Source organism: Candidatus Dedyshia acidiphila (assembly GCF_051025295.1).
Classification (GTDB): domain Bacteria; phylum Acidobacteriota; class Terriglobia; order Terriglobales; family Acidobacteriaceae; genus KBS-83.
In genome coordinates, this window is record NZ_JBMGJV010000048.1 from 1 (window position 1) to 26591 (window position 26591).

The 26591-nt window shown below is 64.1% G+C and carries 28 protein-coding genes, 1 other RNA gene and 1 pseudogene; 14 read left to right on the forward strand and 16 right to left on the reverse strand.

Features of this window, described 5'->3' with window-relative positions; genetic code table 11:
* The first annotated feature begins 82 nt into the window (after positions 1-82).
* Together AC5IJH_RS15945 and AC5IJH_RS15950 are read left to right on the forward strand one after the other, a co-directional pair.
* Positions 83-277 carry a hypothetical protein gene (locus AC5IJH_RS15945; RefSeq protein ID WP_491903823.1) on the forward strand — a complete coding sequence of 65 codons (195 nt, stop codon included), beginning with the start codon at positions 83-85 and terminating at the stop codon, positions 275-277.
* Between the two features lie 2 nt (positions 278-279).
* Complete coding sequence (locus AC5IJH_RS15950; protein WP_491903824.1) at positions 280-666, forward strand: carboxypeptidase-like regulatory domain-containing protein; 387 nt, start codon at positions 280-282, stop codon at positions 664-666.
* A 326-nt stretch (positions 667-992) separates the two neighbouring features.
* Here AC5IJH_RS15950 and AC5IJH_RS15955 read toward each other — a convergent pair whose 3' ends face one another.
* Complete coding sequence (locus AC5IJH_RS15955; RefSeq protein ID WP_491903825.1) at positions 993-2873, reverse strand: 30S ribosomal protein S1; 1881 nt, start codon at positions 2871-2873, stop codon at positions 993-995.
* A 498-nt stretch (positions 2874-3371) separates the two neighbouring features.
* On the opposite strand from AC5IJH_RS15955, the gene AC5IJH_RS15960 reads away from it, so the two are divergent.
* Both AC5IJH_RS15960 and AC5IJH_RS15965 read left to right on the forward strand, forming a co-directional pair.
* Entirely contained in the window at positions 3372-3944 is a 573-nt protein-coding gene (locus AC5IJH_RS15960; RefSeq protein ID WP_491903826.1) for an HIT domain-containing protein, read from the forward strand.
* 71 nt (positions 3945-4015) lie between these two features.
* Positions 4016-4318: a hypothetical protein gene (locus AC5IJH_RS15965; RefSeq protein ID WP_491903827.1), complete on the forward strand. Its 303-nt coding sequence runs from the start codon at positions 4016-4018 to the stop codon at positions 4316-4318.
* 14 nt (positions 4319-4332) lie between these two features.
* Here the strand turns inward: AC5IJH_RS15965 and AC5IJH_RS15970 are convergent, their stop codons facing one another.
* The 4 genes from AC5IJH_RS15970 to pheS all read right to left on the reverse strand — a co-directional run bounded on the left by AC5IJH_RS15970 (position 4333) and on the right by pheS (position 8538).
* Entirely contained in the window at positions 4333-4659 is a 327-nt protein-coding gene (locus AC5IJH_RS15970; RefSeq protein ID WP_491903828.1) for a cell division protein ZapA, read from the reverse strand.
* A 52-nt stretch (positions 4660-4711) separates the two neighbouring features.
* Complete coding sequence (locus tag AC5IJH_RS15975; RefSeq protein WP_491903829.1) at positions 4712-5161, reverse strand: hypothetical protein; 450 nt, start codon at positions 5159-5161, stop codon at positions 4712-4714.
* 175 nt (positions 5162-5336) lie between these two features.
* Entirely contained in the window at positions 5337-7430 is a 2094-nt protein-coding gene (gene pheT, locus AC5IJH_RS15980) for a phenylalanine--tRNA ligase subunit beta (protein ID WP_491903830.1), read from the reverse strand.
* Between the two features lie 7 nt (positions 7431-7437).
* Positions 7438-8538, reverse strand: a complete 1101-nt coding sequence (gene pheS / locus AC5IJH_RS15985) for a phenylalanine--tRNA ligase subunit alpha (RefSeq protein WP_491903831.1) — start codon at positions 8536-8538, stop codon at positions 7438-7440.
* 135 nt (positions 8539-8673) lie between these two features.
* On the opposite strand from pheS, the gene AC5IJH_RS15990 reads away from it, so the two are divergent.
* Entirely contained in the window at positions 8674-9666 is a 993-nt protein-coding gene (locus tag AC5IJH_RS15990) for a DUF5715 family protein (protein WP_491903832.1), read from the forward strand.
* A gap of 126 nt (positions 9667-9792) precedes the next feature.
* Here the strand turns inward: AC5IJH_RS15990 and AC5IJH_RS15995 are convergent, their stop codons facing one another.
* The 3 genes and pseudogenes from AC5IJH_RS15995 to AC5IJH_RS16005 form a co-directional block, all read right to left on the reverse strand.
* Positions 9793-10110, reverse strand: a complete 318-nt coding sequence (locus AC5IJH_RS15995) for a hypothetical protein (RefSeq protein WP_491903833.1) — start codon at positions 10108-10110, stop codon at positions 9793-9795.
* 117 nt (positions 10111-10227) lie between these two features.
* Positions 10228-11480, reverse strand: a pseudogene (gene fabF, locus AC5IJH_RS16000) (beta-ketoacyl-ACP synthase II).
* Positions 11481-11482: 2 nt separating this feature from the next.
* Positions 11483-11728, reverse strand: coding sequence for an acyl carrier protein (locus AC5IJH_RS16005; RefSeq protein ID WP_020708133.1), 246 nt, complete (start codon positions 11726-11728; stop codon positions 11483-11485).
* Positions 11729-11954: 226 nt separating this feature from the next.
* On the opposite strand from AC5IJH_RS16005, the gene AC5IJH_RS16010 reads away from it, so the two are divergent.
* The 5 genes from AC5IJH_RS16010 (at position 11955) to AC5IJH_RS16030 (ending at position 16596) form a co-directional block, all read left to right on the forward strand.
* Entirely contained in the window at positions 11955-13214 is a 1260-nt protein-coding gene (locus AC5IJH_RS16010; protein WP_491903834.1) for a DNA recombination protein RmuC, read from the forward strand.
* Between the two features lie 94 nt (positions 13215-13308).
* Positions 13309-13494, forward strand: a non-coding RNA gene (ssrS, locus tag AC5IJH_RS16015) — 6S RNA.
* A gap of 45 nt (positions 13495-13539) precedes the next feature.
* Positions 13540-14334, forward strand: coding sequence for a prolipoprotein diacylglyceryl transferase (locus tag AC5IJH_RS16020; RefSeq protein WP_491903835.1), 795 nt, complete (start codon positions 13540-13542; stop codon positions 14332-14334).
* Positions 14327-15394 (forward strand): RluA family pseudouridine synthase, encoded by a 1068-nt coding sequence (locus AC5IJH_RS16025; protein ID WP_491903836.1) that lies wholly within the window; start codon positions 14327-14329, stop codon positions 15392-15394. Before AC5IJH_RS16020 ends, AC5IJH_RS16025 begins: the two co-directional genes overlap by 8 nt.
* 11 nt (positions 15395-15405) lie before the next feature.
* Positions 15406-16596, forward strand: coding sequence for a VWA domain-containing protein (locus AC5IJH_RS16030; RefSeq protein WP_491903837.1), 1191 nt, complete (start codon positions 15406-15408; stop codon positions 16594-16596).
* Positions 16597-16599: 3 nt separating this feature from the next.
* On the opposite strand, the gene AC5IJH_RS16035 is transcribed toward AC5IJH_RS16030, so the two are convergent.
* Together AC5IJH_RS16035 and ligA are read right to left on the reverse strand one after the other, a co-directional pair.
* Positions 16600-17082, reverse strand: coding sequence for a hypothetical protein (locus AC5IJH_RS16035; protein WP_491903838.1), 483 nt, complete (start codon positions 17080-17082; stop codon positions 16600-16602).
* On the reverse strand, positions 17079-19163 hold the full coding sequence (gene ligA / locus AC5IJH_RS16040) for an NAD-dependent DNA ligase LigA (protein ID WP_491903839.1): 2085 nt from the start codon (positions 19161-19163) through the stop codon (positions 17079-17081). Before ligA ends, AC5IJH_RS16035 begins: the two co-directional genes overlap by 4 nt.
* Before the next feature lie 115 nt (positions 19164-19278).
* On the opposite strand from ligA, the gene AC5IJH_RS16045 reads away from it, so the two are divergent.
* From AC5IJH_RS16045 to AC5IJH_RS16055, 3 genes are all read left to right on the forward strand, one after another.
* Positions 19279-20361 (forward strand): metal-dependent hydrolase, encoded by a 1083-nt coding sequence (locus AC5IJH_RS16045; protein ID WP_491903840.1) that lies wholly within the window; start codon positions 19279-19281, stop codon positions 20359-20361.
* A 64-nt stretch (positions 20362-20425) separates the two neighbouring features.
* On the forward strand, positions 20426-20575 hold the full coding sequence (locus tag AC5IJH_RS16050; protein WP_491903841.1) for a hypothetical protein: 150 nt from the start codon (positions 20426-20428) through the stop codon (positions 20573-20575).
* A complete protein-coding gene (locus AC5IJH_RS16055) occupies positions 20575-20964 on the forward strand; it encodes a DUF6580 family putative transport protein (protein ID WP_491903842.1) in 390 nt (129 codons plus the stop codon). The genes AC5IJH_RS16050 and AC5IJH_RS16055 overlap by 1 nt, the downstream gene beginning before the upstream one ends.
* 48 nt (positions 20965-21012) lie before the next feature.
* On the opposite strand, the gene AC5IJH_RS16060 is transcribed toward AC5IJH_RS16055, so the two are convergent.
* The 3 genes from AC5IJH_RS16060 to AC5IJH_RS16070 form a co-directional block, all read right to left on the reverse strand.
* Positions 21013-21474: a VOC family protein gene (locus AC5IJH_RS16060; protein ID WP_491903843.1), complete on the reverse strand. Its 462-nt coding sequence runs from the start codon at positions 21472-21474 to the stop codon at positions 21013-21015.
* Between the two features lie 69 nt (positions 21475-21543).
* Positions 21544-21954: a GlcG/HbpS family heme-binding protein gene (locus AC5IJH_RS16065; RefSeq protein WP_491903844.1), complete on the reverse strand. Its 411-nt coding sequence runs from the start codon at positions 21952-21954 to the stop codon at positions 21544-21546.
* A 58-nt stretch (positions 21955-22012) separates the two neighbouring features.
* A complete protein-coding gene (locus AC5IJH_RS16070; protein ID WP_491903845.1) occupies positions 22013-22774 on the reverse strand; it encodes a class I SAM-dependent methyltransferase in 762 nt (253 codons plus the stop codon).
* A 353-nt stretch (positions 22775-23127) separates the two neighbouring features.
* Here AC5IJH_RS16070 and AC5IJH_RS16075 point away from each other — a divergent pair, with 353 nt between their 5' ends.
* Positions 23128-23541: a hypothetical protein gene (locus tag AC5IJH_RS16075; protein WP_491903846.1), complete on the forward strand. Its 414-nt coding sequence runs from the start codon at positions 23128-23130 to the stop codon at positions 23539-23541.
* A 136-nt stretch (positions 23542-23677) separates the two neighbouring features.
* On the opposite strand, the gene AC5IJH_RS16080 is transcribed toward AC5IJH_RS16075, so the two are convergent.
* From AC5IJH_RS16080 to AC5IJH_RS16090, 3 genes are all read right to left on the reverse strand, one after another.
* Positions 23678-24886 carry a threonine ammonia-lyase gene (locus AC5IJH_RS16080; RefSeq protein ID WP_491903847.1) on the reverse strand — a complete coding sequence of 403 codons (1209 nt, stop codon included), beginning with the start codon at positions 24884-24886 and terminating at the stop codon, positions 23678-23680.
* 67 nt (positions 24887-24953) lie between these two features.
* Positions 24954-26078, reverse strand: coding sequence for a spore photoproduct lyase family protein (locus tag AC5IJH_RS16085; protein ID WP_491903848.1), 1125 nt, complete (start codon positions 26076-26078; stop codon positions 24954-24956).
* Positions 26079-26216: 138 nt separating this feature from the next.
* The coding region (locus AC5IJH_RS16090; protein WP_491903849.1) for an FtsX-like permease family protein at positions 26217-26591 on the reverse strand (375 nt) is incomplete at its 5' end.

A 26591-nucleotide genomic window follows, 5' to 3' on the forward strand; every position in this document is an offset into this window, starting at 1 on the left:
AAAAAAGGCGCGGCTGGCAGCCACGGTACATCCAACTGCCATCATCAACTCGTAAGATTTCTCCTAGCCTGGAGGGCAGGAAATGCCAGCATGTCCAGAGTGTGAAAACGCGCTCGTGATCGACACCGATGATGTCGAAGAAGGCGACGTCGTCGCGTGTGAAGAGTGCGGAACCGAGTTTGAAGTCGTAGCCACCGAACCCCTGCAGCTATCGCAGGTGGAGGATGAGGGCTACGATGATGAAGACGAAGAGCCGCATGAAGATGAAGAGGAGTAAGCATGCCCAGTAAGCGTTTGCACCGTGCTGTGCGATGGATCGCTGCCCCACTCTCCCTAGGCCTGGTGCTGACTGCAGTGCCTGCGATGTTGCTGTGGCCCGCTGCTGCCCTCGCGCAGCAGTCGGCTGCACGCGTGGTGCAGGGGCATGTAGAGGCAGATAACGGCAGCAATGTGAAGGGCGCGATCGTGTACCTGAAGAATGCGAAGACGCTCGAAGTGCGCACCTACATCAGCACCGACGACGGCACCTTCCGCTTCGGCCAGCTCAGCTCCGACGCTAACTACACGGTCTGGGCCGACTACCAGGGCCACAAATCGAAAGAAAAGGGCGTCAGCGCTTTCGATAACAAGAAAGTGTTCGACATTACGCTGAAGCTCGAAGGCTGAGCGAATCAGATCCGCCTGCTCCGTGCGACTCCGACAACAGGCAGAATTCCCGCCACGCATAGGGATAGCGATGATCGCGCAGTGAAGATTTGGGGCCGCACCGGAACGCCAGGTCAAAAGGAATCGACTCAAAGCGGCAGAACAGTGCCAGCAGTAAAGATCGCGGTTTTGAGCACGCTGAACCTCGATTCCGCCTCCGTCCGGTCCACAGCATTCCATTCGATCAAGATTCGCAGCAGATGTGATCGTAGAGTGCGCTCGCTTCATTGCTGCAAAAGAGAAGGCCGCCCCGAGAGGCGGCCTTCGTTGTTTCCGGTGAGTTTGCTTTACTCGCCGCGCTTCCAGTTCATCAGGTCGCCCAAGGTGGTCGTGCCCGCGGGGGCCGAAGTCGGGCTCCTGTAGGCTTCGACATCGGCACGGCTGCCCTCTTCGCCCACCGCACGCAGGCTGAGGCCGACCTTCTTCTCTTCCGGGTTCATCTTGATGATCTTGAAGTCGTATTCCTGACCCGCATCAAGCTTCACTGCCTGGCCGAGCATGTCCGTTGCTTCGGAGACATGGCACAGACCCTCGATGCCCTCGGCGATCTCGACGAAGGAGCCGAACTGCGCGGTGCGCAGAACCTTGCCCTTCACCACGTCACCGACACGGTGCTGATCGAAGAAGGTCTCCCACACGTCCGGCTGGAGCTGCTTGATGCCGAGCGACAGGCGGCGATTCTCCGCCTCCACGCCGAGCACGGCTGCCCGCACCTTCTCGCCCTTCTTGAGGACTTCGGAAGGATGCTTCACGCGCTTGGTCCAGCTCAGGTTCGAGACGTGCACCAAACCGTCGATGCCGTCTTCGATCTCGATGAACGCACCGAAGTCGGTCAGGTTGCGCACGCGTCCTTCGACGATGGCGCCGGTCGGGTAGCGCTCGGAGAGGTGCTCCCACGGGTTCTCGAGGAGCTGCTTCATACCGAGCGAGATGCGGCGGTCATTGGGGTTCACGGCGAGGACGATTGTCTCGACCTCGTCACCCGGCTTGACCATTTTCGACGGATGCTTCATCCGCTTCGACCAGGTCATCTCGGAGACGTGAACCAGTCCCTCAATGCCCTGCTCGAGCTCGACGAACGCACCGTAGTCCGTAACGCTGAGGACACGGCCGCGCACGCGCGCACCGATCGGGTAGCGCTCCACGGCATCGAGCCACGGATCCGGCGTGAGCTGCTTGAAGCCGAGGGAGACACGCTGCTTCTCCTTGTCGAACTTCAGCACCTTCACCTGGATCTCGTCGTTGACGTTGACCAGGTCGCGCGGGTGGGTCAACCGGCCCCACGACATGTCCGTGATGTGCAGCAGGCCATCGATGCCGCCCAGATCGACAAACGCGCCGTAGTCGGTCAGGTTCTTCACCGTACCGTTCAGGATCGCGCCCTCTTCCAGGTGCTCGAGCGTGGCGCTGCGCTTGGAGTTCTGTTCCTCTTCGAGGATCTCCTTGCGGGAGACGACCACGTTGCCGCGCTTCTTGTTGAGCTTGATGACGCGGACGTCGATGGGCTGGCCGATGTAGGCGTCCAGGTTGCGAACCGGCCGGATCTCAAGCTGCGAGCCAGGCAGGAACGCCTTGATGCCGATATCGACGGTGACACCGCCCTTGACGCGGCCGACGACCGTGCCCGTGATCGGCACCTTGTCGTTGTAGGCCTTTTCGATCGAGTCCCAGACGCGGTGGCGCTGTGCCTTGTCATAGCTCAGCAGGTAGCCGCCTTCGGCCTCCTCACGCTCCACCACCACTTCAACCTGGTCCCCCGGCTGCAGCTTGGACTGGCCGGTGTGGTCGGTCACCTGCTCCAGCGGAATCAGACCTTCGCTCTTCAGGCCGACATCCACCACCACGTGCTTGTCCGTGATCTTCACCACCGTGCCCTGGACGATGTTGTTCTCGTCTCCCTGGGCAATGGCAGCCTCAGCGGCCTGTTCGCGGTCGAAGGATTCAAGGGCAGCGGCAAAGTCCTCCATGCTCATGTCGTCATCTGCACGTTCGGCATGGGCGGCTGGGGAGGCGTGCTCAGTCCCGGCGTACGGTGCGCCGGCAGACTGGTGGTTGTGGGTGGAGTCGGTCGACGGCTGCTCGTGATCCGTCGCGGAATCAAGCGTTGGGGCTTCCAGATGCGTGTTCAGGGGTGTGCTCTCGGTGTCGTGAGTTTGGGCGTTTGGCATAGCAACAGCTCCGGATCCGATCGGCGCCGCCACCTTCTGCCGCGGCTCACGCCGGGCTGCGAAGGCAACCGCCGGCCAGGCAAGCCATTGCGGGGAGTGAGGCCCTTGCGGGCGAGCTCCGGCTGTGTTGTGCCGGCGCACTTGCATCGCCTCAGCTCCTGGTGGTGGCGAACCCAGGGCAATCGCTGCGACGCACTGTCTTTGTTCCGGAAGGCGGGTCCGCCTTGCCTGAGAGAGAACCGCTCCGCATCACGGGGGCTCACTCACCAGGTCTCCAAAGGGGAGTGCCTAGGCTTCGGATTTAGGCAGGGATCGCAGTGGAAGCCGTGCCCACGAATCCAGCAGACGTGGCTTCATTCATGAGTGTAGCAACCGGGTACAGGTGCGTCAAACAACACTTGACATGGAAATGCTTATGTCAATACCGCGTAAATTCGCGAGACCCGCCACGTTTCGTGCATCGCGCCCGGCCCGCCGCGGCACCCCTATACTCGCGCTATGGATCACCTCTGGACGCCGTGGCGTTACGCCTACGTCACCCAGCCCAAGGACGCCGGCGCCGAAGGCACTCGCGAAGGCGTGCCCCCTGCCCTCGCCGCGTGGCCGGGCGATCACCACTGCGTGTTCTGCAACCTGATCGCCGCCGCGGATTACGCTGTGGCGCACGGCGCCTCGGCTGAAGACGCGGATCGCGCGGCCAACGTCGTGCTCCGGGGCGAACACTGCTACGTCTGCCTGAATGCGTTTCCCTACAGCTCCGGCCACGTCATGGTCGTGCCCTACGCGCATCTGGCGGCGCTGAGCGCACTGCCCGCCGCCGCCGCGCAGGAGATGATGGCGTTGGCGCAGCGCGTGGCTGCCGCCCTGGAAACGACCTACAAGCCGGAAGGGCTGAACCTGGGGCTAAACCAGGGCAAGGCCGCTGGCGCCGGGGTGGCGGGCCACCTCCACCTGCACGCGCTGCCCCGCTGGATGGGGGACACCAATTTCCTGACCACGGTGAGCGAGACCCGGATCCTGCCCGAGCTGCTGGACCAGACCTGGCAGCGGCTGCACGCGGCACTGCGCTAAAGAGCGTTCACCCGGGGAGGGGGTTCGTTCGCTCCGCCGCATCACACTCAGGAACCCTGAGGAGAATGCGGATGAGCGATACCAGCAGCAAGACCCAGGTGAAGCCTGACGCGACACCCACCACGCCAGGCGCGCCGACCTCGGTCGCGAACACGGAGCCGGAAGATCACTACGTGAGCGGCGGGCAGGTGAAGCAGCAGCGAAAAGAGCTGGAGAAGTCAGTGCAGGAAGGCCAGCGCAAGCCCCCTGTGGACGAGAGCTCCGGCCTGCACCGGACGGGCAGCTACACGGGCATTGCAGGTGGCCCGGAGCACACCGAGAAGGATCCGGGCGAGGATTCCCGGTCGTCGGTTCCCGGCAAAACTGAGCGCTGAAAGAGCAGGAAGGACTAGCCGGTGCGGCGCTCGTCCAGCACCGCATCGAGCAGCCCGTTGAGGTTGCTGGCGCGATTGCGGAGCGCCGTCTCGGCATGGTTCACGCTGCCGGCCAGCGCACGGTAGCGGGCCTGCATGGTGCGGAGTTCATCGGCAATGTTCAGGGCGGCGAGCACGGCCACGCGCAGCGAGTCCACCGTCGTTCCCTGGGCAGCCACGGCGCGCATCTTCCCGTCGACAAGCGAGGCCAGCGACTCGATGTAGACCGAGTCCTCGCCGCGCAGGTGGTACGGCTGATCGTAGATTTCGACAGTGACGCCCTGGTTTATGCTCTCGCTCATGCGTGGCTGACGCTCTCCTCTGCTGCCGTATGGTGCTGCTGTTCCGGAACGATCAGGCCGTGAATTCATCGAGATGCCGCAACAGCCGTTCCACGCGACCGCGCACCTGATCGCGCTCCTGCTGCAGGTGTTCGAGCTCGCCTTCGAGGCGCTGGGCATGCTCGCTCTTGCCGCCAAGCTGCTGCTCGATGTCATTCAGCCGGTGCTCCAGCTCGGTGCGCCGCTGCTCCAGTTCGGTGCGACGCTGCTCGAGAGCCCCGTGCTGCTGTTCGAGTTCTGACCGCTGCTGCTGCTGAACGGTCAGCTGGTGCTCCAGGTCAGCCGAGTGCCGCTCCAACTCGGCGATGCGGGCATTTGCCGCGCTGTGTGCGTCGCGCTCTGCCCGCAGCAGTTCCACGGCGCGCATGACGCGCTGCTCCAATGCCTGAAAGTCTGCTGTTGCGAGTGCCTCCGCATCCGGAGCCGTATTCAGGGCCGATACATCCATCGCTGCCGTCGCCATCGAACCTCACTGCTTGGGGGGAAGTGGTTCGTTCCTGCCCGCAGTATATCCCCGAAGCGAATGGCATTCGCCAGCTTCGATTCGAACGCTGTGCATATGTGTGCCGTCGGCGATACCTCAGCAGACTCAGATCGGAACGACTGTTCCAAATTGCGCCTGCCCACGGCGGCGGATGCTAGCCGCGCAGATGGCCGCCCAAGGCTTCTAGCGCGCGCACGATCCGTCCGGACCAGTCCTGCAACTCGTCCTCGCGTAACGTGCGATCGACCGATTGGAAGGTGGTCGCGACCAACATCGAATAGTGATCTGCCGGCACGGTGCGACCCTTCGGATCGCGGAAGATCTCGGCTGGCCGGTACTCCTGCAGCTCATCGATCGCGAGCGAGGCCAGCACGGACTGCACCTCGTCCCAGTGCACCGCGTCCGGGAAGACGAGCGAGAAGTCGCGACGCACCGGCTGATACCGGGAGAGCTCCCGCGTCGCAGCCTGGCGCAGCGTGAGACGGAAGAGCCGCTCAAGATGCACTTCGCCCAGCCAGACCGCCTGGCGCAGCTTGCGGCGCGCACTCTCCTCCGGGCTGACTTCGCCGAACCACGCCACGGTGGCGCCGTCGATCACGCAACGCGCACTGCGCGCCGGGTTGAGCCAGCGCGGGACAAGGCCTGTCTCCGGCGGAAAGGTGTCGAAGTAGAGTGAGCGATGGCCGAAGCGGCGGGCGAGCTCCTCCACGAGCCCCTTGGCATCGTAAAAGTCGAACGCGCGCGCGCCATGCAGGCCGTCATGCACAAGCCCGCTCGCACCGAAGGCGAGACCGAGCGCTTCATCGACGCGCTCGGTGGAGCCGGTGAATACGGTACCGATCTCGAACAGCCGCACATCGTCGACGTTGCGATTCAGGTTGTTCCCGAGCATGGTCAGCATGCCAGGGACGAGCGATGGCCGGAGCACGCCGGCCTCTTCGCTGAGCGGGTTGCCCATGGGCACGACACTGCCCGGTTGCGCCGCAAACGTCGCTGCGTCGCTGGCAGAACAGAATGTGGAGGAGACCGCCTCGTGATACCCGGCCGCAAGCAGGATGCTGCGCACGGCGAGAAGCTTCGGGGCGTGCGGCTGCTCGACCACGGTACCCGTGAACGTGGGCAGCGTGTTCGCAAAGCGGTTGTAGCCGTAGACGCGCGCGACCTCTTCGACCAGGTCGATCTCGCGCTCGAGATCGAGCCGCCAGGTCGGCAGCGTGACGGCGTACTGGCCGGGGCTCGTTTCACTCAGCGTGCAGCCGAGCAAACGCAGCACGGCGGTGGCGACCTCGTCCGTAATGCCGGGGCCGCTCTCGGTGGCGCCGAGCAACTGCGCGCAGCGCGGCACGGAGAACGCGACGGGCGCACGATGCGCGATGCGTGTCTCCAGTTCGGGCACGATCACATCAACCATCTCGCCTTCGAGGAAGCCGCCTGAGGCGAGGATGATCTCGCTCACCAACGCGGAGGCAAGCGGGGCGGCGGCGAAGTCTGCGCCACGCTCGAAGCGGTGCGACGCATCGGAGTGGATGCCGTGACGGCGGCTCATCCGCCGCACGATGGCAGGATCGAACCACGCCGCCTCGACGAGCACGTTGCGCGTGGCGGGGGTGATCATCGAATCCCAGCCGCCCATCACGCCAGCCAGCCCAAGCGCCTTCCGCTCATCGGCGACGACCAGGTCGTCCGCGGACAGCGTACGGTCGACACCATCGAGGGTCTTCAGGCGCTCACCAACGCGCGCGCGACGCACGACCACTGCCCCCTCGAGCTTGTCGAGATCGAAGGCATGCGTGGGGTGGCCCATCGCAAGCAGGACGTAGTTCGACGCGTCGACAGCGTTCAGAATCTGCTTCTGACCCAACGCGGCAAACCGCTCTGCCACGATGCCCTGTGACGCGCCGATGCGCACATCGCGCAGGATGCGCGCAGTGAACCGGCCGCAGCCATCGCGCGCCTCGATGCGCACAGGGTAGCCCGAACCGGCCCGCGCAGCGGGCAACGCCGGCGCGAGCGGCGCCAGTGCGACTCCGTAGGCCGCAGCCGCCTCGCGCGCGATGCCGTAGTGGTTCATCGCGTCGACGCGATTGGTGGTGATGTCCATCTCGAACCGCGAGCCACCGACGGGTGACTCGACCGGGAAAACACCTTCGACGGCGATGCCGCGAAGCGTCAGATCGTCGGCGAGCGTGGCGTCATCGACGGGCAGTGGAGGAAGAGAAGCGCGGAGCCAGGAAGACAGGATATTCATAGCGGCCTCAGCCGAATTGCTCCAGAAACCGCACATCGCCCGAGAACAGCAGGCCGATGTCGCTGATGCCGTACTTCATCATCGCGATGCGGTCGAGGCCCATGCCGAAGGCGAAGCCGGAGATCGTTGCCGGATCATAGGCGGGCTGCTTTTCGCGGACGAAGCCGAAGACTGCCGGATCGACCATGCCGCAGCCGAGCAGCTCGATCCAGCCGGAGTGCTTGCACTTCCGGCAGCCTTTGCCGCCGCAGAAGATGCAGGAGATCTGCACGTCCGCGCTGGGTTCGGTGAACGGGAAGAAGGAGGGAAAGAATCGCGTCTTTACGTTGGAGCCGAAGAAGGCTTTCATTGCATAGTCGAGCGTGCCCTTCAGGTCGCCGAAGGTGATGCCCTTGTCGACGCAGAGGCCCTCGATCTGGTGGAAGATCGGCGAGTGGGTCGCATCCGCGGCGTCGTTGCGATGCACCTTGCCGGGGATGATGAGGCGCACCGGCGGCGGCTGCCGCTCCATGGTTCGTACCTGCACGGGTGACGTATGGGTGCGCATCAGCAGGCGGTCGCGCAGGGGCTTGCGCTCCTGGTTCGCGATCACGAGCGTATCCTGCGTGTCGCGCGCCGGGTGGTTGGGCGGGAAGTTCAATGACTCAAAGTTGTAATAGTCGGTCTCGACCTCGGGGCCAGTGCCGACCGAGTAGCCCATCGCCGCGAAGATACGCACCGCCTCATGCCAGACGCGCAGCACGGGGTGTTCTGCGCCGATCTGCGGACGACGTCCGGGCAGCGTGACATCAATGGCCGAGCCGGTCGCCCTGGTCTGCTTGCCCAGGGCGGCGTCGCTCAGCAACTGCTCGATGCGCTCCTTGAGCGTGTTGAATCGCTGCCCCAGCGCGCGACGCGACTCCACGGGCGCTGTTTTCAGCCATGCGTCGCTGACTGTTTTCAGGCGGCCCTGCTTGCGCCCCAGCCACTCCAGGCGAAACTGTTCGACCGCGTCGCCACTGGCGAGCGTTGCCGCCGAGCGCTCGAGATCTTGGGTGAGCGAGGCAAAGGCGTGGTCGAGCGAGGCGTCGTCATAGCCACGCAGTTCGGGGATCGCGACATCGGGCATGGTCTGGCTCAGGATAAATCAGCGTGCGCTGCCGAACGGCGGCAGGGACGATGTCGGCGGAGAACGCGGAGCCTGTATAGCTCTTTGGTTGAGTACCGCTCTCGGCACTCTGCATGCCACGATAAGGCGTCTACGATGGTGCTCTCTGGCGTCTCCGCGCACCTCGTCTCGAGCATGCGTCGTCTATTTCAATTTCGGTTTTCTTCCGCAGTCCCGGCTGCATTGTCCTGCCTGGTCGCGATGCTCTGGTTGGCCCTCTCGGCCGCGCCGGCGTTCGCGGTCCATCATCATGCCTCGGCGAGCCACGCCTCGCTCCATGCGGCACATCCGCGGCTGCGGCCTGCACACGCGGCACGCCGCCGGCGCGAGCACCACGTGCATCCGCACACGGCGCGCGCGCTGAAGCATGCCCGCCGTCACGGCACAGCCGCCGTGCAGCAGGCAGCCCGTGAAGAGATCAGGCGCGTCGCCAGCGGCGAAGAGACGGCAGATTCTTCTGAAACTGCCTCGCTCGCCATGACAGAACGTCCGCTCGCGCCAATGAATCTGCCGCCGCTGCGTGGCAGCCATGAATCCCTGGTTCGCCAGAACACACGCGCCGAACAGGACGGCCTGCTGCGCGTGAAGGACGACAGCGACCTGGATGCGCTGCGTCGTACCGGCAGCCTGGTACTGCTGCCCGAGACGGCAGCCCTGCGGGTCGATGACCGCCTGCCGCGCAATCGTCGCTACTGCCGCAGTTGGACCGGCAGGTTTCTGGCTGATATGGCGCGCCAGCATTATGAGCGCTTCCACCGGCCCCTGCAGGTGAATTCAGCCGTGCGCACGATCGAGTATCAGCGCCATCTGCTGCACATCAACGGCAACGCCGCGCCCGCCGAGGGCGACGTTGCATCGCCCCACCTGACGGGCGCTGCCGTGGATATCGCGAAGAAGGGCCTCAGCCCGGCTGAAGTGGCCTGGATGCGCGCCTACCTGCTGCCACTTGAGACCGCGGGCAAGCTGGACGTCGAAGAAGAGTTCCACCAATCCTGCTTCCACATCTCGGTGTACCGCTCCTACGGGAACGGCGCCAGCGATGTAGCCGGCGCGAAGGCGACTACCCTGCTGCCCAACGGCACCCGATAGATCGCAACGCTCCGTGGCTGGACCCAAACTGAACGAAAGCCCGAACGACTGCCGCTCAAACCGTCACTGCTGGCCCAGAACTTCACTGCCGTCACGATGCTCTCGTGGCGGCAGTTTTTTTTGAGCTCAAGGGCCGGGTGGCGGTCCGTTCGGGTGCAGTGCGGCTTGGTAGCCTTCGCGGAAGGCACGCCGGTAGTCTTCCCAGGCAGGGGGCGGGACGGGTGGGTTGCGGAAGCGCTCGTGCCGCGGCGGACCGGGCGGCTGATTGGTCTCGATGTCATGCCGCGCGGCGTTGAAGCCATCGCGGAAGCCGAGATCGTGCACTTCCTGATAGCTGAGCTCGGGAGGTGGCGGAGGTGGCGGCCCGTAGACCGGCCGGGTGTCTCCGCAGCCGGCAAGGGTCAGCGGCAAAGCAAGAAGGACAAAGAGCCAGCGTCGTTGCATGAGACCTCGCAGGAATGGCGACAACGGCCATGGAGACCCCGGCACGCAGAGAAGGTTGTGCTGCACGGCGGGACGAGGTGTCGAGGCTGGTACGAATCGGTGATGCGAGGGGTGCGGCTACTCGTTCCAGCGGCGGAAGACGAGCGAGCCATTGGTGCCACCGAAGCCGAAGGAGTTGGACAATGCGTACTCCATGGCGTGCTTTACGGGGGTGTTCGGCACGTAATGCAGTTCGCAGGCGGGGTCCTGGTTGGCCAGGTTGGTGGTCGGCGGCGCGATCTGATTCTGCAGCGCCATGATCGTAATGCCGGCCTCGAGGCCGCCAGCTCCGCCGAGCAGATGGCCCGTCATCGACTTTGTCGAGCTGACCAGCATCTTGCCGGAGAGTGCACGCTCGCCGAACAGCTTCTTCATCGCCGCCGACTCAAGGGCATCGCCCAGGGGCGTCGAGGTAGCGTGCGCGTTCACGTAATCGATCTTGTCCGGCTCGAGATTGGCCGAGCGGAGCGCATTGCGCATCGCGCGGAAGCAGCCCTCGCCCTCAGCCGCCATGCCGGTCATGTGGTACGCGTCGGAGCTCATGCCATAGCCGACGATCTCGGCCAAGATATTGGCACCGCGCGCCTTTGCATGCTCCAGCTCTTCGAGGATCAGGATGCCCGCACCCTCGCCAACCACAAAGCCGTCGCGATCCTTGTCGAAGGGCCGGCACGCATGCTCCGGATCGTCGTTGCGCGTGGAGAGCGCCTTCATGGCCGCAAATCCACCGACACCCATCGGCGTGATGGCCGCCTCGGCACGCCCGCGATCATCACATCGGCGTCGCCCCGCTCGATGATGCGGTACGCATCGCCGATCGAGTGAGCGCTGGTCGTGCAGGCCGTTGCGGTCGCCTCGTTCGGTCCCTTCGCGCCGTAGCGAATGCTCACCTGGCCGGCGGCCAGGTTCACGATCGCAGCCGGGATGAAGAAGGGTGAGATCTTGCGCGGGCCGCCGCTGAGCATGTTGCTGTGCTCGCGCTCGATGATGTCGAACCCGCCGATACCCGAGCCGATGTGCACGCCCACCCGCTCTTCATTGGCCGGCGTGACCTTCAGCTCGCAGTGCTGCATCGCCTCTGCCGTGGCGGCCAGGGCGAAGTGAATGAACCGCCCCATCTTGCGCGATTCCTTCTTCTCGATGAACTGCAGCGGGTCAAAGTTCTTAACTTCGGCGGCAAAGGTGACGGGGAAGTTTGTCGCGTCGAAGCCCGTGATCGGGGCCATCGCGCTCTTGCCTGCAAGCAGGTTCGTCCACAGCTCCGGCGCTGTCTTGCCGGGGCCGGCAAGGAGGCCAAGCCCCGTCACCACCACCCGTCGATCGCGTTGCAAGTTTACTTCCCGCCCTTCGCGTGCTTCTCGATGTACTCAGTCGCGTCTTTGACGGTCTTGATCTTCTCGGCGTCTTCGTCGGGAATCTCCATATCGAAGGCCTCTTCAAACTGCATTACCAGCTCGACGACATCGAGCGAATCGGCGCCCAGGTCTTCCTGGAAGGAGGCGCTGGGGGTGACCTCGGCCTCGTCGACCTGGAGCTGTTCCACGATGATCTGCTTGACTTTCTCGTCTACTGCCGCCATGCGCTTCTCCTCGAACACTTAAATCGAATGAACTGAATACCTTTGAGATTAGCAGGGTTGGAACAAGGAACCGCACGTACCCGGAGGGGCAACGCTCGGCGCTGGAGCCGGTCTCAAGCTCCCAAGTCTACCGAGGGGTCGAGGGGGTGTAAAGGCAGGTGACCCCGGTCATCGGTGCGCCGCGCGATCCATGGCAAAACCCGGTACAGTCCTCATCATTACTTCCATGATGGATGCCAATCTGCACACGCTGGTCGCAGCGTTTTTGGGCCTGCTGCCGGGCGCGGCGCTGGGCTACCTGCTGGGAGCGCGCCGCACCGCCGCAATGGCGGCCACATTGCAGGCGGAGCGCCGCGGGTTTGAGGAGAGGCTGGCGCTGTGGGACGACGCGCGCGACCGCATGGGCCACGAATTTCGCTCGCTGGCCAGCGACCTGCTCGAGGAGAAGTCCCGCCGCTTTACCGAGCACAGCCAGGCCAGCCTGCGACCGCTGCTCGACCCACTCAAGCAGCGACTCGAGGAGTTCGACAAACGCGTGCAGCACGTCTACGTCGAGGAGGCCAAGGAGCGCAGCGCGCTGGCGGAGCAGGTGCGTTCCCTGCTCGCCATGAATCAGCGGCTGGCCGACGAGGCGCGACAGTTGACGCACGCGCTGAAGGGTTCAGCGAAGCAGCAGGGCCAATGGGGCGAGTTGGTGCTCGAGCGCATCCTCGAAGCCGCAGGCCTGCGCCGCGGCCACGAGTACACAGTCCAGCACACCGTCGCGCGGGACGACGGCAGCCGTGGGCAGCCGGACGTGGTGCTGCATCTGCCGGGTGAGCGCACGCTGGTGATCGATGCGAAGGTCTCGCTGATCGCCTACAACGAATACGCGAACACAGCAGACGAGGCGACACGCCGTGCGGCCAACGCGCGTCATCTGACGTCCGTGAAAGAGCACATTCGCGGGCTCGCGGCGCGTGACTACCATCGTCTGCCAGGGCTTGAGACGCTGGATTGCGTACTGCTCTTCGTGCCCATCGAGCCTGCATTCCTGCTCGCCATCGAGAGCGATCCAGATCTGTGGCTGCATGCGTGGCAGAAAAATATCCTGCTGGTCAGCCCGAGCACGCTGCTGTTCGTCGTGCGCACCGTGGCCCACTTGTGGAAGCAGGAGGAGCAGAGCCGCAACGTCCGCGAGATTGCCGAGCGCGGTGCGCAGCTTTATGACAAGTTCGCAGCGTTCGTCGAGGACCTGAGCGCGATCGGCACGCAGCTCGAGCGCACACGGCACACCTACGATGCCGCATTCGCAAAGCTGAGCCGCGGCCGCGGCAACCTCGTGCGGCAGGCGGAGATGCTGCGCACGCTCGGCGTGCATCCATCACGGCGAATCCCTGAGTCGGTGCGCAGCATCGAAGAGGAGTCGGATGTGAACGAGGTGTTGTTCAGCGATGAATTGTTTCGCGAAGAAGAACGCGCCGGCAGCGGCTCACCGCACGAATGAACAGCATGTTTCGTGGCAGTGAAGTGAGTTGCACGTCGATCCCACGATGGTGACTTGCAAAGCGCGACGGCCCTCTATAGCATCCGAAACAGAAACCGGCCTGCAAAGCAGGTGCGGAGCTAACGCTGGTAGAACCTATATTCATTGAACAGGGACTCGACTCGACAATTTGGCTCGGTGTGCAGTGTCCGCCAGTCCGGAATGCCTAAAGAGCTACGGAGAGTCCCACCGTCTTAGGACGGGTTCACCAGCGCGCACTGCACGGCCCCGTGGGTCGGTTTTCACTTCTCTTCCGCCGGGTTAAAGGGGCCTAGCTGCTCAGCCCATGTACCCGCGATTCCTTGAGTTCGGCGCGTTCGTCATCTCCACCTACGGTGTGCTTGCACTCGTGGCGGTTGCGTGCGGTCTCACGCTGTGGACCAGCATCGCGCGTCGACGCGCACTTCCCCTCCCCGCCATTCAGAATGCTGGATTCCTTGCAGTGCTCGCGATCGTGCTCGGCTCGCGGCTCGCTGTCATCCTTGAGAACTGGCGCGGCTTCCTCACGGCGCCGCTGCTCGTCCTGACAGCAGGCACCATGCGCGCCGGCAGTGCTGCTGCATGGGGAGTTGCGATCGCCTGTGTGGCCTGCGCGGTCTCGCTCCGTCGGGCACGCGTGCCGCTGCTCCAGGCCGCGTCAACGAGCGCGCCCGCGATCGCGCTTGCTGCCGGTATTCTCGACATTGGCGACTTCGCCGCCGGCACTCACTACGGCACGCAGACATTGCTGCCCTGGGGCGCAATTTATACCAGCCGCTTTGCGGCGCGGACTGCGGGCGTGCCGCTGGGCATCGCGCTGCACCCAGTGCAGATCTACATGGCGATGGCGCACTTCACTCTCGCGGCGCTCCTGCTGATCGGCATGCAGCGCGGCATGCGCGATCTGGAAGTGCTGGGCACCGCATTCATCGCGGAAGGCGTGCTCCGCTATCTGATGGCACCCTTAAGCGGCGACTATCTCGACGCGCCGGTGGTGCTGCACGCCATCACCATGGGCCAGGCCATGGGCATGCTGCTGGTCGCAGTCGGAGCGATCGGATGGCTGGACATCCGGCCGAGAGGGGAGCATCAGCATGCCTGAACCAACAGAGACAACGCTGCGCGAACTTGTGGTTCCGGCCGACGCAGCTGGCCGACGCCTCGACCAGTTCCTGGTCGAAGTGCTGGGTGTGAGCCGCGCTCGCGTGCAGTGGCTGCTCTCAGAAGACAAGGTGCTGCTGGCGGGCAAGCCGACAAAGGCGAGCTTCAAACTGCGCGGTGGTGAAGCAATGTCCGTGACCGGCGAGGCTGAGCCGCGGCCGCTGCATGCGGTGCCCGAGGCCATCGCGCTCGATGTGATCTACGAAGACGACGACCTGGCTGTGATCAACAAACCGGCTGGCATGATGGTGCACGCCGGCTCCGGGTCCACCGACGACGCGCGCCAGCGTGGCACCGTGGTGAATGCACTGCTGCACCATTTCACGGAGCTCTCGTCCACCGGAGGTGCTCTGCGGCCCGGCATTGTGCATCGGCTGGACAAGCAGACCAGCGGCCTGCTGCTGGTTGCGAAGCACGACAAGGCACACGCCAAGCTGGCCGACATGTTCGCGCGGCGCGCGGTCCGGAAGAGCTATCTTGCCTTGGTGCACGGCAATATCGCCACCGACACGGGCACAATTGACTCACCGGTCAGCCGCGACGTGGTACGGCGCACCCGGATGACGACGCGGCGAGACGATGGGCGCTCTGCGATCAGCCACTACCGCGTGCTTGAACGCATCCAGTCGCCGTTTGGCCGGTTCACCCTCGTTTCGGTGCGCATCGAAACAGGCCGCACGCACCAGATTCGCGTTCACCTCTCGTCCATCGGATTTCCTGTTGTTGGCGACACGCTGTACGGCGCGCCCGCGGTGTTGCGGCACGCCCCTGTGAGCGGCAGCGCCCAGACACCGCGCCGTCGCAGGCAGACCGAGCAGGACGAGCCCACGCTCACGTTGCCGCGAAACTTCCTGCATGCTGCAGAATTGGCCTTCCCGCATCCGACCACGGGGAAGACGCTGTCGCTGACTGCGCCGCTGCCCCAGGAGTTGACGTTGTTTCTTCAGAGTCTGACCGGTGCGGTCGAGCCAGTCTCCGCGCCGAAGGACCGCATACAATGAGCCCAGCCCCCATGAGTGACTTCGTTTTCCCTGACGCGTCCGTGTGTTCTGTGCGCCCGAACGCTCCGGCCCGCGCTCTATCGCGTCGGCCCCTCTCTGCGCTTCTTCTTGCATGCGCTGTCGCCGCGCTCGCCGTAAGTCCTTTGATGGCGCAGACGACGGGAAGCTCGCCCAACCTGCCGGATGCGCCCGGCACGCGCGCGCCAGCAGTCCCCGCACCAGCGAGGCCCACGCCGCAGCCTGCGCCTGTCAGGCCGGCCACGACACCCACACCCACGGCCCAAGCTCCGCAGCAGAGTCCCCAGCCCACCGCGCCGGCGGCTCAGGATGCACAGCCCGGCACCGCAGCCTCAGACGATCAGGGCACCTACACACTGCGCACCAACGTGAGCGAAGTCGATCTGACGTTCACTGTCACCGACCGCCACGGGCACTTCATCAACAATCTGCAGCAGCAGGATTTTGCGCTGCTCGACAATCAGCGCGCGCCCGCGCAGGTGTACAAGTTCACGCAGCAGACCAACCAGCCGCTGCGCGTCGGACTGCTGGTCGATGCGAGCACATCGATCCGCTCACGCTTCAAGTTCGAGCAGCAAGCGGCGACCGAGTTTCTGCAGAGCATCCTGCGACCGCGTACCGATCGCGCGTTCATCATGGGCTTCGATGTGACTTCGTATGTCACGCAGCCATTTACAAATAACCCCGACCTGCTTGAGACCGGCCTCACGCGCCTGCGCCCCGGGGGCGGCACCGCTATTTATGACGCTGTGTACAAGGCGTGCCGCGATCAGATGCTGAATGGCGTCCCGCAGAACGCAGAGGTGCGCAAGGCGCTGATCATCCTGTCCGACGGCGATGATAACCAGAGCCGTGCGTATCTCGACGATGCGATCAAGATGTGCCAGCGCGCGGAGACGACGATCTACAGCATCAGCACGAACACCAGCCCCACGCGCGAGCGTGGCGACGAGGTGCTGACCAAGATGGCCTCGGCTACCGGTGGCAGTGCTTTCTTCCCGCAGAAGGTGGAGGACATCGCCAACGAGTTCCACCGCGTGGAAGAAGAGCTGCGCTCGCAATATTCTCTGACGTATAAGCCGGCCGATTTCCACGCAGATGGATCGTTTCGCACGATCTATCTGACGTGTCTGCGCGGCGGGTACGCTGTGCATGCGCGCACGGGCTACTTCGCTCCGCAGTAGGAGCTAGCGCGGAAGCGGCGGCGCGACGAAGCCACCGGAGTGAACTGCTTCCATGAACGAGCCGCAGCGCTCGAACAGCAGTGTGCTCGGGTCTTTGACCACGATCGTGTCGAACGGCAGCGTGCCCGGCGCGCCGAGCTGGATCACTTCGATCGCATCGCTGCGCAGGCCGAGCTTATCGGCAGTCGCGCCTGCGCCGCCGTACTTCTCGTTGAACTGATCGGGCGAGAGAGTGCGCACCATGGGCTGCGGGTCCGTCGCCGACGCATCGTTCCAGACGATATTGCGATCGCTCATTAGAACGCGCGAACCTTTGGCCGGCTTGCCGAAGAACGCGGGGCTCGCAGCGCAGGAAGCCGCAGTGGCAGCCGGATGTTCCGGCAGCGTCTTCGCCAGCTTCCAATAGCCGCCTGTACCGGCAGGCATCGTCTGCGCCAGTGCGGGTGCGGCCACCAGCAATACGATCGAGAGCAAGCCTCGCATCATCCCAGCATCTCCAGCAATTCAGGTTCGGCGATCACCGGCACCTTCAACTCCCGTGCCTTCTCGAGCTTCGAGCCTGCGTCTTCGCCGGCGACCACGTAACTCGTCTTCTTACTCACGGAGCCCGACACGCGGCCCCCTGCTGCTTCGATGCGCTCTTTGGCCTCTTCGCGTGAGAGTGTGGGCATCGTGCCAGTCAGCACAAACGTAAGCCCCTCAAGCTTCGCTGACCGTTTGCGCTTCTCCGCCGTGAAGGTAAGCCCCGCACTCCGCAGCCGCTCGATCAGCTCGCGATTGCGCGGTTCGGCGAAGAACTCGTAAACGGCAGCCGCTACCCGCGGGCCGACTTCGTGAATGCGCTCCAGGTCCTCAACATTTGCCGCGAGCAGCGCATCCATGGACCCGAACGCATCCGCCAGCAACTGTGCCGTGCGCTCCCCGACGAAGCGGATTCCGAGCCCGAAGAGCACGCGATCGAGCGGTTCGCGCTTTGATCGCTCGATCTCCGCGATCAGGGCATCTGCCGTCTTCTGCCCGATGCGCTCGAGCGTCAGCAGCGTCTCGCTGGTCAGCATGTACAGGTCGGCGATCGATCGCACGAGCCCGCGCTCCATCAATTGCGTGACCACCGCCTCGCCCATACCGTCGATGTTCATGACGCCGCGCGACGCGAAGTGAAGCAGGCTCTCGCGGAGGCGTGCCGGGCAGTCTACGTTGACGCAGCGGTAGTCTGCCTCGCCCTCGGTGCGCACGATGTCGCTACCGCACACCGGACAATGGCTGGGAAATGAGAAGCTTTTGTGCCCGCGCGGGTGCTCCGCGTCCTCGACAACTTCGACGATCTTCGGGATTACGTCGCCACCGCGCTCCACGCGTACGAAGTCGCCGATCTTCACGCCCAGTCGTTCGATCTCGTCCGCGTTGTGCAGCGTGGCGCGGGTCACCGTGATGCCACCGATCGACACCGCACTGAGCACGGCGACCGGGGTGAGCTTGCCGGTGCGCCCGACCTGCACTGTGATGTCTTCGAGGCGCGTCACCCCGCCCCGCGCCGTGAACTTGTAGGCCACAGCCCAGCGGGGCGCCTTGCCGGTGAAACCGAGCCGTTTCTGCAGCGCAACACTGTCCACCTTGATCACCACGCCATCGATCTCGTAGCCGAGCGAGGCACGATCCAGTTCCGCCTTCGCGACGAATGCGTTCAGATCTTCCAGCGCGTGCAGCGCCTGCCTGTGTGGGTTCACGCGGAAGCCAGCCGCGGTCAGTGCATCGAGCGTCTCGATCTGTGTCGCGAATGCCGGCTCGCCTTGCGCGCCATCAGCGAGCTGGAGCGCGAAATAGCCATAGAAATCGAGCCGGCGCTGCGCCACGATGTTCGGCTCGACCGTGCGGATGGTACCCGCCGCTGCATTGCGAGGATTGGCCGCTGGCGACTGCCCCAGCGCTTCACGTTCCTGGTTGAGCCGGAGGAATGCAAACATCGGCATCACCACTTCGCCGCGCACCTCGAAGGGCACGGGCAGGCGGCTCTCCCGCAACTTCTCTTCGGAGATCGACAGCGGGACGGACCGGATGGTGCGTACATTGCTGGTCACGTCTTCGCCGATCGTGCCGTCGCCGCGCGTGATAGCGCGGGCCAACACGGCTGTGTGGCGCGGGCCGGCTTCGTAGTGCAGCGCCAGCGAAAGACCGTCCAGCTTCAGCTCTGTCGCATACGCGACCTCCGCATCTGCGCCTGCGACCGCGCGCACCCGGCGATCCCAATCCGCCAGTTCCTCGGGTGTGTTTACGTTGTCCAGCGACAGCATGGGCCGCGAGTGCGGCACCTTCGCGAAACCCTCCTTGGGCTTGCCGCCCACGCGCTGCGTCGGCGAATCGGGCGTGATCCAGTCCGGATGTTGTGCCTCGATCTCCTTCAGCTCGCGCATCAACGCATCGAATGCCGCATCCTCAAGCTTCGGCTCGTCGAGCACGTAATAGAGGTGCTCGTGATGGCGGATCGTCTCGCGCAGTGCCTCCGTCTTTGCCGCCGTAATTGCGGTGGCGCTGCCCTTGGTCGACGTGTCACTTCGCTGGCTCGGCATCGTGCTGGATTATAAAGATGCGATCACGTGTCCAAAGGCACGTCGAACAGCAGTTTGTATTCACGCATCGCAATCGGCTGCGAGACGGTATCCTGCTCTCGTCCACTTCAACAACATGGAACCAGTCACCCACATGCTTACCGGCGCATGCCTTGCGCGCGCCGGTCTCAATCGCCGCACTGCCTACGCGACGCTCGCCATGACGCTGGCCGCCGAAGCGCCCGACCTGGACATGCTCTGGAAGCTGCGCGGACCGGTTGCGGAGTTCCAACACCATCGCGGCATGACGCACACGTTCGTCGGCGCTCCGCTCGTGGCGCTTGCGGTGGTGCTCTTCTGCTGGTGCTTCGATCGCCTGCGACGAGGGCGGCCGCCGGTTCCTCCCGTCTGGTGGCGGCTCTGGATCTACGCACTACTTGCCGTGCTGAGCCACATACTGCTGGACTTCACCAACAGCTACGGCATTCGGCCGTTCGCGCCCTTCCGCTGGACCTGGTACTCGTGGGACATTGTCTTCATCTTTGAGCCGGTACTGTTCGCATTGCTGGTCGCCGGTCTGCTGGCGCCCGCTCTGCTGGGTCTGGTAGATCGCGAGATCGCGGCGAAGCGACGCAGCGTCTTGCGCGGACGCGGCTGGGCGTTGACCGCGCTCACTGGTGTGGCACTGCTCTACGCGGTTCGCTCCGGGGAACACGCGCGCGCGCTGAAACTGCTGCGACAGACTGCGTTCGACAGCCGCGTGCTCCGCGTGGCTGCAGAGCCGCTCCCTGTCAATCCGTTTCACTGGAGCGGGATCGTCGAAACGGAGAACGACTACCACCTCGCTGATGTGCACACCCGCGCCGACACGGTCGACGTCGAGGAAAATAACGTGCACTACAAGGCGGCGGTCACACCCGCGGTCGCTGCGGCCAAGCAATCCTGGTTGGGCCGCACCTACCTGAGCTGGTCGCAGTTCCCGCTGGTCGAAGACACTGGAGTTGGCACGCCGCCCGACGCCGCAAAGGCTGGGCCGAGCCCCACGTCCAAGGAAGACGCCACCGAGAGCCTGCATCGGGTGGAGTTTACGGACATGCGCTACGGCTTCTTCGACCTCTTCGGCAATCCCGCCGACAGCCGGCTGCTCTACGGGACTGTCTTCGTGGCGCCCAATGGACAAGTCGAAGCTATGCTGATGAACGGCAAACCGCAGGAGTAGCGCGGTAAAATAAGGGACGCTCACCGGCATCTGTCGCAAGCCGCTCCGGAGCTCTGAGGTATTTATGGCAGCGTTCGTCCTGATTGTGATCGCCATCGCAAGCCGCCTGCTCCCGCATGCCGGCTGGTTCAACTTCACCGCGGTGGGTGGCTCACTGCTCTATCTCGGCGCGCGCGGCCTTTGCGCCAAGCGATCTGGGCACTGCTGCCGCTGATGGCGACGGACTACTACCTCACCGTCGTCACCTACCGCATGGCCTTCCATGCGCAGGAGTACCTCATCACATGGGTCTGGTATCTGGCCGCGATCGTGCTCGGCTCGATACTCCTGCGCGAGCGCACCAGCGTGCTGCGCGTCGTCTCCGCTGCGCTGCTTAGCTCCAGCTCCTTCTTTGCGGTTAGCAATTATGCAGTCTGGGCTGGCTCCGGCATGTACCCGCACAGCTTTGGAGGCCTGACCGCCTGCTATGCAGCGGCTCTCCCGTTCTATCGCAATGACGTAATCTCGACCCTGGTGGTCAGCGGGATCGCCTTCGGCGTCGAAGCTGCGATCCGTCACAGCCGAGTCGACGAGAGCTCCGCAGCGGCGCAGGTTTCGGCCTGATGCACGCTGCGGTCGTTCTCAGAAGGCGCGGCCTCCAGGCCGCGCCTCTTACTTTGCAGAGCGCTCGAACCCGGTCTTTGCTCCTTCGTGCAGCTCTTCTTCGGAGACTTTGCGGATGGTCATGCCGACCGACCACTCCTGCCCGAACGGGTCAGTGAACTGGCCGTAGCGATCGCCCCAGAACTGGTCCATCAGCGGCATTCGGACGACTGCACCGGCGGCTTGCGCAGCTGCAAAGATGGCGTCCACATCGCTCTCCACCTGCAGATGAAGCGTCACGGGCGAACCGCCCAGCGTCTCCGGCGTACGGCTCCGGCCCATGTGGTCGGGGAAATCATCCGCAAGCATCAGGTCCGACCCATGAATCCGCAGGTGGACGTGCATCAGCCGGCCCGTGCCATCGGGCGCGCCATGCCGGCGCAGTTCTTCTGCGCCCAGCGCACGTTTGTAGAATTCGGTAGCGGCGGCGGCATTGCTCACCGTCAGGTACGGCGTTAAAGACTGGCTCATGGCTGCTTCCCTCCTGGCCTCAAGAAGCGACATGACGAGGCTCGCCATGCCGCTCTGGGGCAGGACGCATTATGAACTGAACGCTGCTGCGCCCGCTTCCGCAACCGAGTGATCCTGGTCGCCGGAGCCACCACTGACCCCGATCGCACCGACCACGCGGCCATCCTTCTTCAGCGGAATGCCGCCCGCAAAGATCATCACCTTGCCGTGGTTCGACGCGTGAATGCCGAAGAACTGGCTGCCCGACTGCGAATGCGTGGCGAGGTCTTTGGTCGCGATGTCGAACGCCCGTGACGTCCATGCCTTGTTGATCGAGATGTCGATCGAGCCCATCCACGCGCCGTCCATCCGCACATGCGCCACCAAGTTTCCACCCTCGTCGGCCACGGCGATGTTCATTGGCTGACCGATCTCCTGCGCCTTCTTCTCTGCTGCTGCGATCACGCGACGCGCGGTCGCCAGGCTCACTTCACTGCTCATGCGGCTCTCCTTTGTATTCACAGAACTCATTGGTTGCGATGCACACACGATGAGCGCATCAGTCACTCAGATAAACGGTGCTGTCCTCCACGCTCGAACCGACGCGATCCGCCAGCCTGTCCACCGCGTCCATCACGACGCGCCCTCTCCAGTGAAGACGGAGAAACGGTGCACCGTCCAGCACGTCACGCAATTCGTCATTGATATAGACGACAGCGAGAGGGCGAGGCCGCACGCGCTGTGATCGCTCGAGGTTTGCGACGACTTCCTCGAGCACGGGCCGACAGAATGGATGGTACAGGTAGAGCACCAGCGGCCCCTCCGGCAGCTCGTACCTGGCTGCATCGCCCAACAGCACGCGGAGCGGCGGCGCCGCCGGGTGCGCCGCCGCAAAGCGGACAGCGTTCTCGCATGCGATCTCGTGCAGCGAGGGGGCAATCTCGACCCCGATGATTTCGCGAAAAGGATAGCTGGCGGCAAGCAGGAGCGCACGGCCCTTGCCGCAGCCGAGATCGACAAAAGTCGCGTCCCGCATCAGCGTGCGGGGCACCTGCGAGAGCACCTGACCGAAGACGGAGACGCCGATGCCGTAGTAGGCGGTGTTCCACCGATCGCTCGCAGCGCCGCTTTGCAGCTCTTCACCCAAAATCAGGCCGCTGGTATCCGTGCCGTGCTCACGATCGAAGGCATGTTCGGCCGTGGGCTGCCAATCGACCGAGTCCGGCAACTCTGCAGTTCGGCGGCGGACGCTGTGCCAGGCCGAACGCGCTGTCCGCCACCAGCCGTAGTTCGCGACGGCCTGCCGGACACCCCGAAGCACTCGCCTCCATGACACAGACCGTGTTGGATCGCCGTACCACAAAGGTGGAGGAGGTGACATGTTGCTCCGGGAAAGAGTTCTTGGTAACCGGGTAATCTCTTCGTTATCTACTTCTACAATGGTTGCGATTAAGGCTCACCGTTTGTTTGGTTTACGCATGATGGCAATTATTTTACTGACACAATTACATGACGGAAGTACTATTTGCACGGAGCTGAGGGCCGGGCGAAGTGTAGTCGCCCGTAAGGGATTGATGATGTAGTTTGCCCCGCTTTCGCTAGGTAAATCGGCGAACGCGTGGGATTCTCCTCTCACGCAGCAGTACAGACGCATTGCAGTACGGGAGGCAACACATGAAAACTTTGCTGGTTTCGCTCGCAATCGCCGCCGCATCGGCTACCTGCCTCGCCCAGTGCCAGGCAAATCGGATCTCGTTGAACCAGGAACTGCGTGACGCCGGCACGACGCTGGTGGGCACGGTGGAAGCCGCGGCTCCGGTGCCTGACTCTTCGTTTCATCTCGACGGCATCGATTACGTCGTCCACGTGGATCGGGTCATCAAGGGCAAGATGGTCGATCGCGACGTGGTGCACGTGTTCAGCGAGAACAGCCCTTCCAAATTCCCGATGCAGTCTGGCAAACAGTATCTGCTCTTCCTCCATCGTGACTACAACGCGTACGAGATCGACAACTGTGGCAACTCAGGGCTGCTGCAGGCATCGAATTTTGATAGCCTCTCGAAGCTCAAGGAATACGCGAAGAAGTAGTGCATCGATCAACTCCGCAGTTGCGAGACGGTGTGCCTTGGTTCCATTGCTTTCTGTTGTGCTTTGCTGAATGAGCTAGTCAGATGAGGGTCTGCAGAAGGGCGCCGCCGCCGCGGCGCCTTTCTGCTTTTGGGCGTCAATGCACCCGTTCGTGACGATAGCCCGCTCCGGAGAGCGCGTCACTGATGGCAGCGATATGCGTGGCACCGCGCGTCTCAAGCGTGATCTCAATCACCGTATCGCCAAGATTCACGCCGTAGTACGAGCGATTGTGGCTGGTCTGCACAATGTTCGCCTCGCAATCCGTCAGGATGCGGGTGAGTTGATGCAGCGAGCCTGGCCGGTCCAGCAGAAACACACGGATTCGCAGCAGGCGTCCATCCTTCGCCAGGCCGCGCTCAATGATGCGCGAGAGCAGCGTGACATCGATGTTGCCGCCACACACCAGCGCGACTGTGCGCTCGGAGCGGATCCGCGTTTTCTGCTGTAGCAATGCCGCGAGTGCCGCCGCCCCCGCGCCCTCGGCCAGCGTCTTCTCTTTCTCAAGCAGTGTCAGGATCGCGCTCGAGATCTCCTCTTCGTCAACGGTGACGATCTCATCGACATAGCGCTGCACCAGCGGGAAGGTCGTTTCCCCCGCTCGGCGCACCGCGATGCCATCCGCAATCGTGGCACGCGCGGGCAGCGTCACCGGCGAGCCTTGCTGGATGGCATGCAGCATGGACGCAAGCCGCTCGGTCTGCACGCCAATCACGGCCACATCCGGGCGCGCGCCTTTGACCGCGCAAGCAATGCCGCCGATCAGGCCGCCGCCACCGATCGGCACCACGATCGCCTCGACCTCCGGCACCTGCTCGAGGATTTCCAGACCGAGCGTGCCCTGCCCTGCAATCACTTCTTCATCGTCGAACGGATGTACGAAGGTGAGCGAAAGCGCCTCGCACAGCCGCGTCGCCTCGGCGCAGGCCTCGTCGTAGTTCGCGCCGTAGAGGATCACATCCGCACCGAAGCCGCGTGTGGCGGAGACCTTCACCAGCGGCGTGGGCTGCGGCATTACGATGCGGGCGCAAATACCGAGACGCGCTGCGTGAAAAGCGACACCCTGCGCATGATTGCCCGCGCTGGCCGCGATCACGCCGCGGTCGCGCTCTTCGGGCGTCAATTGCAGCAGTCGATTCAGCGCGCCGCGTTCTTTGAACGCACCTGTGCGCTGCAGGTTCTCGAGCTTGAGGTAGACCGGGTGTCCGGCCATCTCGGAGAGATCATGCGAGCGCTGACACGGCGAGTAGTAAACCTCGCCGCGAATGCGTTCGCGGGCCGCTGCAATGCGTGCAGGCGTGAGCATGAATGCCCTATTGAAGCACCTTTTTGCCGCAACGGCGCCGATTTGCGCGCATTCGGCAGTGCAGCGCTTACGTCCAGTAGAGGATCTTGGCGGCCGGCAGCACCTCGGCCAGCGTGGCCTCGAACCACGCGCGCATCTCGCTCATTGAGTCCTTCGGGTAGACGTACTTGAAGCCGCCGAACTTCGTGCGCTTCTCGGCGCGCGCTTCCTCGCGCAGGTCGAGCGTGGTCTTCGGATACCAGCCCAGCAGGACTTCCTTCGATCCGGGCGTGAAGCGATGCGTGATCAGCTCAGCGGAGAGATCGACGTCCGCAACCCTTGCGAGCGCCGTCGCAACCAAATCAAGCAAGGCGCGATACTGCTCACGCCAGTTCTCAAGCGGCATGATGGGGGCGATCGTGAGTCCGACGGGATAGCCCGCCTGAGCCATGGCTCTCATCGCGCCCAGGCGCTGCGTCACCGGGGCCGTGCCGCCCTCGAAGTCGCGCGAGACGCCTGCAGCATTGACCGAGAAGCGCACCCGCGTACGCCGGCTGTGTGGCAACGAGAGCAGCGCGCCGACCGCGTCGTACTTAGTTGTCCAGCGCAACTGCACCGCCGCATCCCACTCCCCGAAGAAGCGGATCGACTCAGCCAATGAGCCGGTGATGTGCTCGATCCCGAGCGGATCGGTGTAGCAGGATGCTTCAAACGTCGTGCCCTCACCAGCGCGCTTGCGTGACCGCGAGGTCACCCGCCCCGTGCCGAGATACCCACGCAGGCCGTCGAGAATCACGTCCACGTTCGCGTACACGCGCGTCACCGGAGCGCCGCTGAGCGAGCCGGCAAGGTAGCAGTACTGGCAGTGCGCGGGACAGCCCTGCGCAAGGTGAAACTGCCAGTCCGCAGAGGGCGGTATCGGCTGCAGCTTGCGCGCGCCGGGCGGAGACACGACGATCGCCAGCGTGCCCTTGGCGAGCGCGTACGCCTTACCAGGCGTCTCGGCCGTAAAGCTGGGCAGACGGTTCGCGGTGAGCCGCACCGCGCGCGCACCGAGCGCCTCTGCTCGTTCCAGCATGGCCCGTCCGCGTGGCAGATCGTAAGCCGCCGGCGTGATCATGACCTGACGCGGCCGCCACAGCCGGCCCGGCGCTGGTGTGGATGCATGCGCTGCGGCCTGCTCCACCAGGGCCTCTTCGAATGGCTCGGACATCTCAGCGAGTTTCGCGTTCGACATACCTGGTAGGAGTTGCCGGCGCGCGTTGCGGGTGGCTCCCGGGCAGCAAGCGGTTTCGAGCACAGCACTGGGCCTTGCTGCGCCCGTTAACTTATTGCAGCAGCATTGCAGTGACTATTCTGCGCGAAGGGCATCCACCGGGTTGACTGACACCGCGCGACAGGCAGGCAGCAGGCACGCAAGCATGGCGGCGATGAACACGAATATCAGCGAGCTCAGCAGCAGGACGTGCGCATCGCGAGTTCTGCTCTCGGTCCAGTGCTCGATCGTGTTGCTCAGCAAGAGGCTGGCGACCACACCGACGATGACACCGGAGATCGTCGCCAGCAGAGTACCCCGGAGCACCGCCACGAGAACTCGCGAAAGCTGGAAGCCCAGCGCCATCCGGATGCCGATCTCGCGCGTGCGCTGCTCAACGCTGTAAGCGACGGTCGAGAACAGACCTGCGCCCGCCGGGCCGACCGCGACGAGAGAGAAGACCAAAAAAAA

Coding starts and splice junctions, on each gene's coding strand:
- pheS (WP_491903831.1), bottom strand. CDS start 8,538: ATGCCCGATGTCGCGATCCCCGAACTGCGTGGCTATGACGACGCCTCG.
- AC5IJH_RS15990 (WP_491903832.1), top strand. CDS start 8,674: ATGGTGCTCTCTGGCGTCTCCGCGCACCTCGTCTCGAGCATGCGTCGT.
- AC5IJH_RS16025 (WP_491903836.1), top strand. CDS start 14,327: ATGCCTGAACCAACAGAGACAACGCTGCGCGAACTTGTGGTTCCGGCC.
- AC5IJH_RS16060 (WP_491903843.1), bottom strand. CDS start 21,474: ATGAGCCAGTCTTTAACGCCGTACCTGACGGTGAGCAATGCCGCCGCC.
- AC5IJH_RS16005 (WP_020708133.1), bottom strand. CDS start 11,728: ATGGCGGCAGTAGACGAGAAAGTCAAGCAGATCATCGTGGAACAGCTC.
- AC5IJH_RS16065 (WP_491903844.1), bottom strand. CDS start 21,954: ATGAGCAGTGAAGTGAGCCTGGCGACCGCGCGTCGCGTGATCGCAGCA.
- AC5IJH_RS15965 (WP_491903827.1), top strand. CDS start 4,016: ATGAGCGATACCAGCAGCAAGACCCAGGTGAAGCCTGACGCGACACCC.
- AC5IJH_RS16035 (WP_491903838.1), bottom strand. CDS start 17,082: ATGATGCGAGGCTTGCTCTCGATCGTATTGCTGGTGGCCGCACCCGCA.
- AC5IJH_RS15960 (WP_491903826.1), top strand. CDS start 3,372: ATGGATCACCTCTGGACGCCGTGGCGTTACGCCTACGTCACCCAGCCC.
- AC5IJH_RS15950 (WP_491903824.1), top strand. CDS start 280: ATGCCCAGTAAGCGTTTGCACCGTGCTGTGCGATGGATCGCTGCCCCA.
- AC5IJH_RS16030 (WP_491903837.1), top strand. CDS start 15,406: ATGAGTGACTTCGTTTTCCCTGACGCGTCCGTGTGTTCTGTGCGCCCG.
- AC5IJH_RS16055 (WP_491903842.1), top strand. CDS start 20,575: ATGGCGACGGACTACTACCTCACCGTCGTCACCTACCGCATGGCCTTC.
- AC5IJH_RS15970 (WP_491903828.1), bottom strand. CDS start 4,659: ATGAGCGAGAGCATAAACCAGGGCGTCACTGTCGAAATCTACGATCAG.
- AC5IJH_RS16010 (WP_491903834.1), top strand. CDS start 11,955: ATGATGGATGCCAATCTGCACACGCTGGTCGCAGCGTTTTTGGGCCTG.
- AC5IJH_RS16080 (WP_491903847.1), bottom strand. CDS start 24,886: ATGCTCACGCCTGCACGCATTGCAGCGGCCCGCGAACGCATTCGCGGC.
- AC5IJH_RS15975 (WP_491903829.1), bottom strand. CDS start 5,161: ATGGCGACGGCAGCGATGGATGTATCGGCCCTGAATACGGCTCCGGAT.
- ligA (WP_491903839.1), bottom strand. CDS start 19,163: ATGCCGAGCCAGCGAAGTGACACGTCGACCAAGGGCAGCGCCACCGCA.
- AC5IJH_RS16020 (WP_491903835.1), top strand. CDS start 13,540: ATGTACCCGCGATTCCTTGAGTTCGGCGCGTTCGTCATCTCCACCTAC.
- AC5IJH_RS16045 (WP_491903840.1), top strand. CDS start 19,279: ATGGAACCAGTCACCCACATGCTTACCGGCGCATGCCTTGCGCGCGCC.
- AC5IJH_RS16085 (WP_491903848.1), bottom strand. CDS start 26,078: ATGTCCGAGCCATTCGAAGAGGCCCTGGTGGAGCAGGCCGCAGCGCAT.
- AC5IJH_RS15995 (WP_491903833.1), bottom strand. CDS start 10,110: ATGCAACGACGCTGGCTCTTTGTCCTTCTTGCTTTGCCGCTGACCCTT.
- AC5IJH_RS15945 (WP_491903823.1), top strand. CDS start 83: ATGCCAGCATGTCCAGAGTGTGAAAACGCGCTCGTGATCGACACCGAT.
- AC5IJH_RS16075 (WP_491903846.1), top strand. CDS start 23,128: ATGAAAACTTTGCTGGTTTCGCTCGCAATCGCCGCCGCATCGGCTACC.
- AC5IJH_RS16050 (WP_491903841.1), top strand. CDS start 20,426: ATGGCAGCGTTCGTCCTGATTGTGATCGCCATCGCAAGCCGCCTGCTC.
- pheT (WP_491903830.1), bottom strand. CDS start 7,430: ATGAATATCCTGTCTTCCTGGCTCCGCGCTTCTCTTCCTCCACTGCCC.
- AC5IJH_RS15955 (WP_491903825.1), bottom strand. CDS start 2,873: ATGCCAAACGCCCAAACTCACGACACCGAGAGCACACCCCTGAACACG.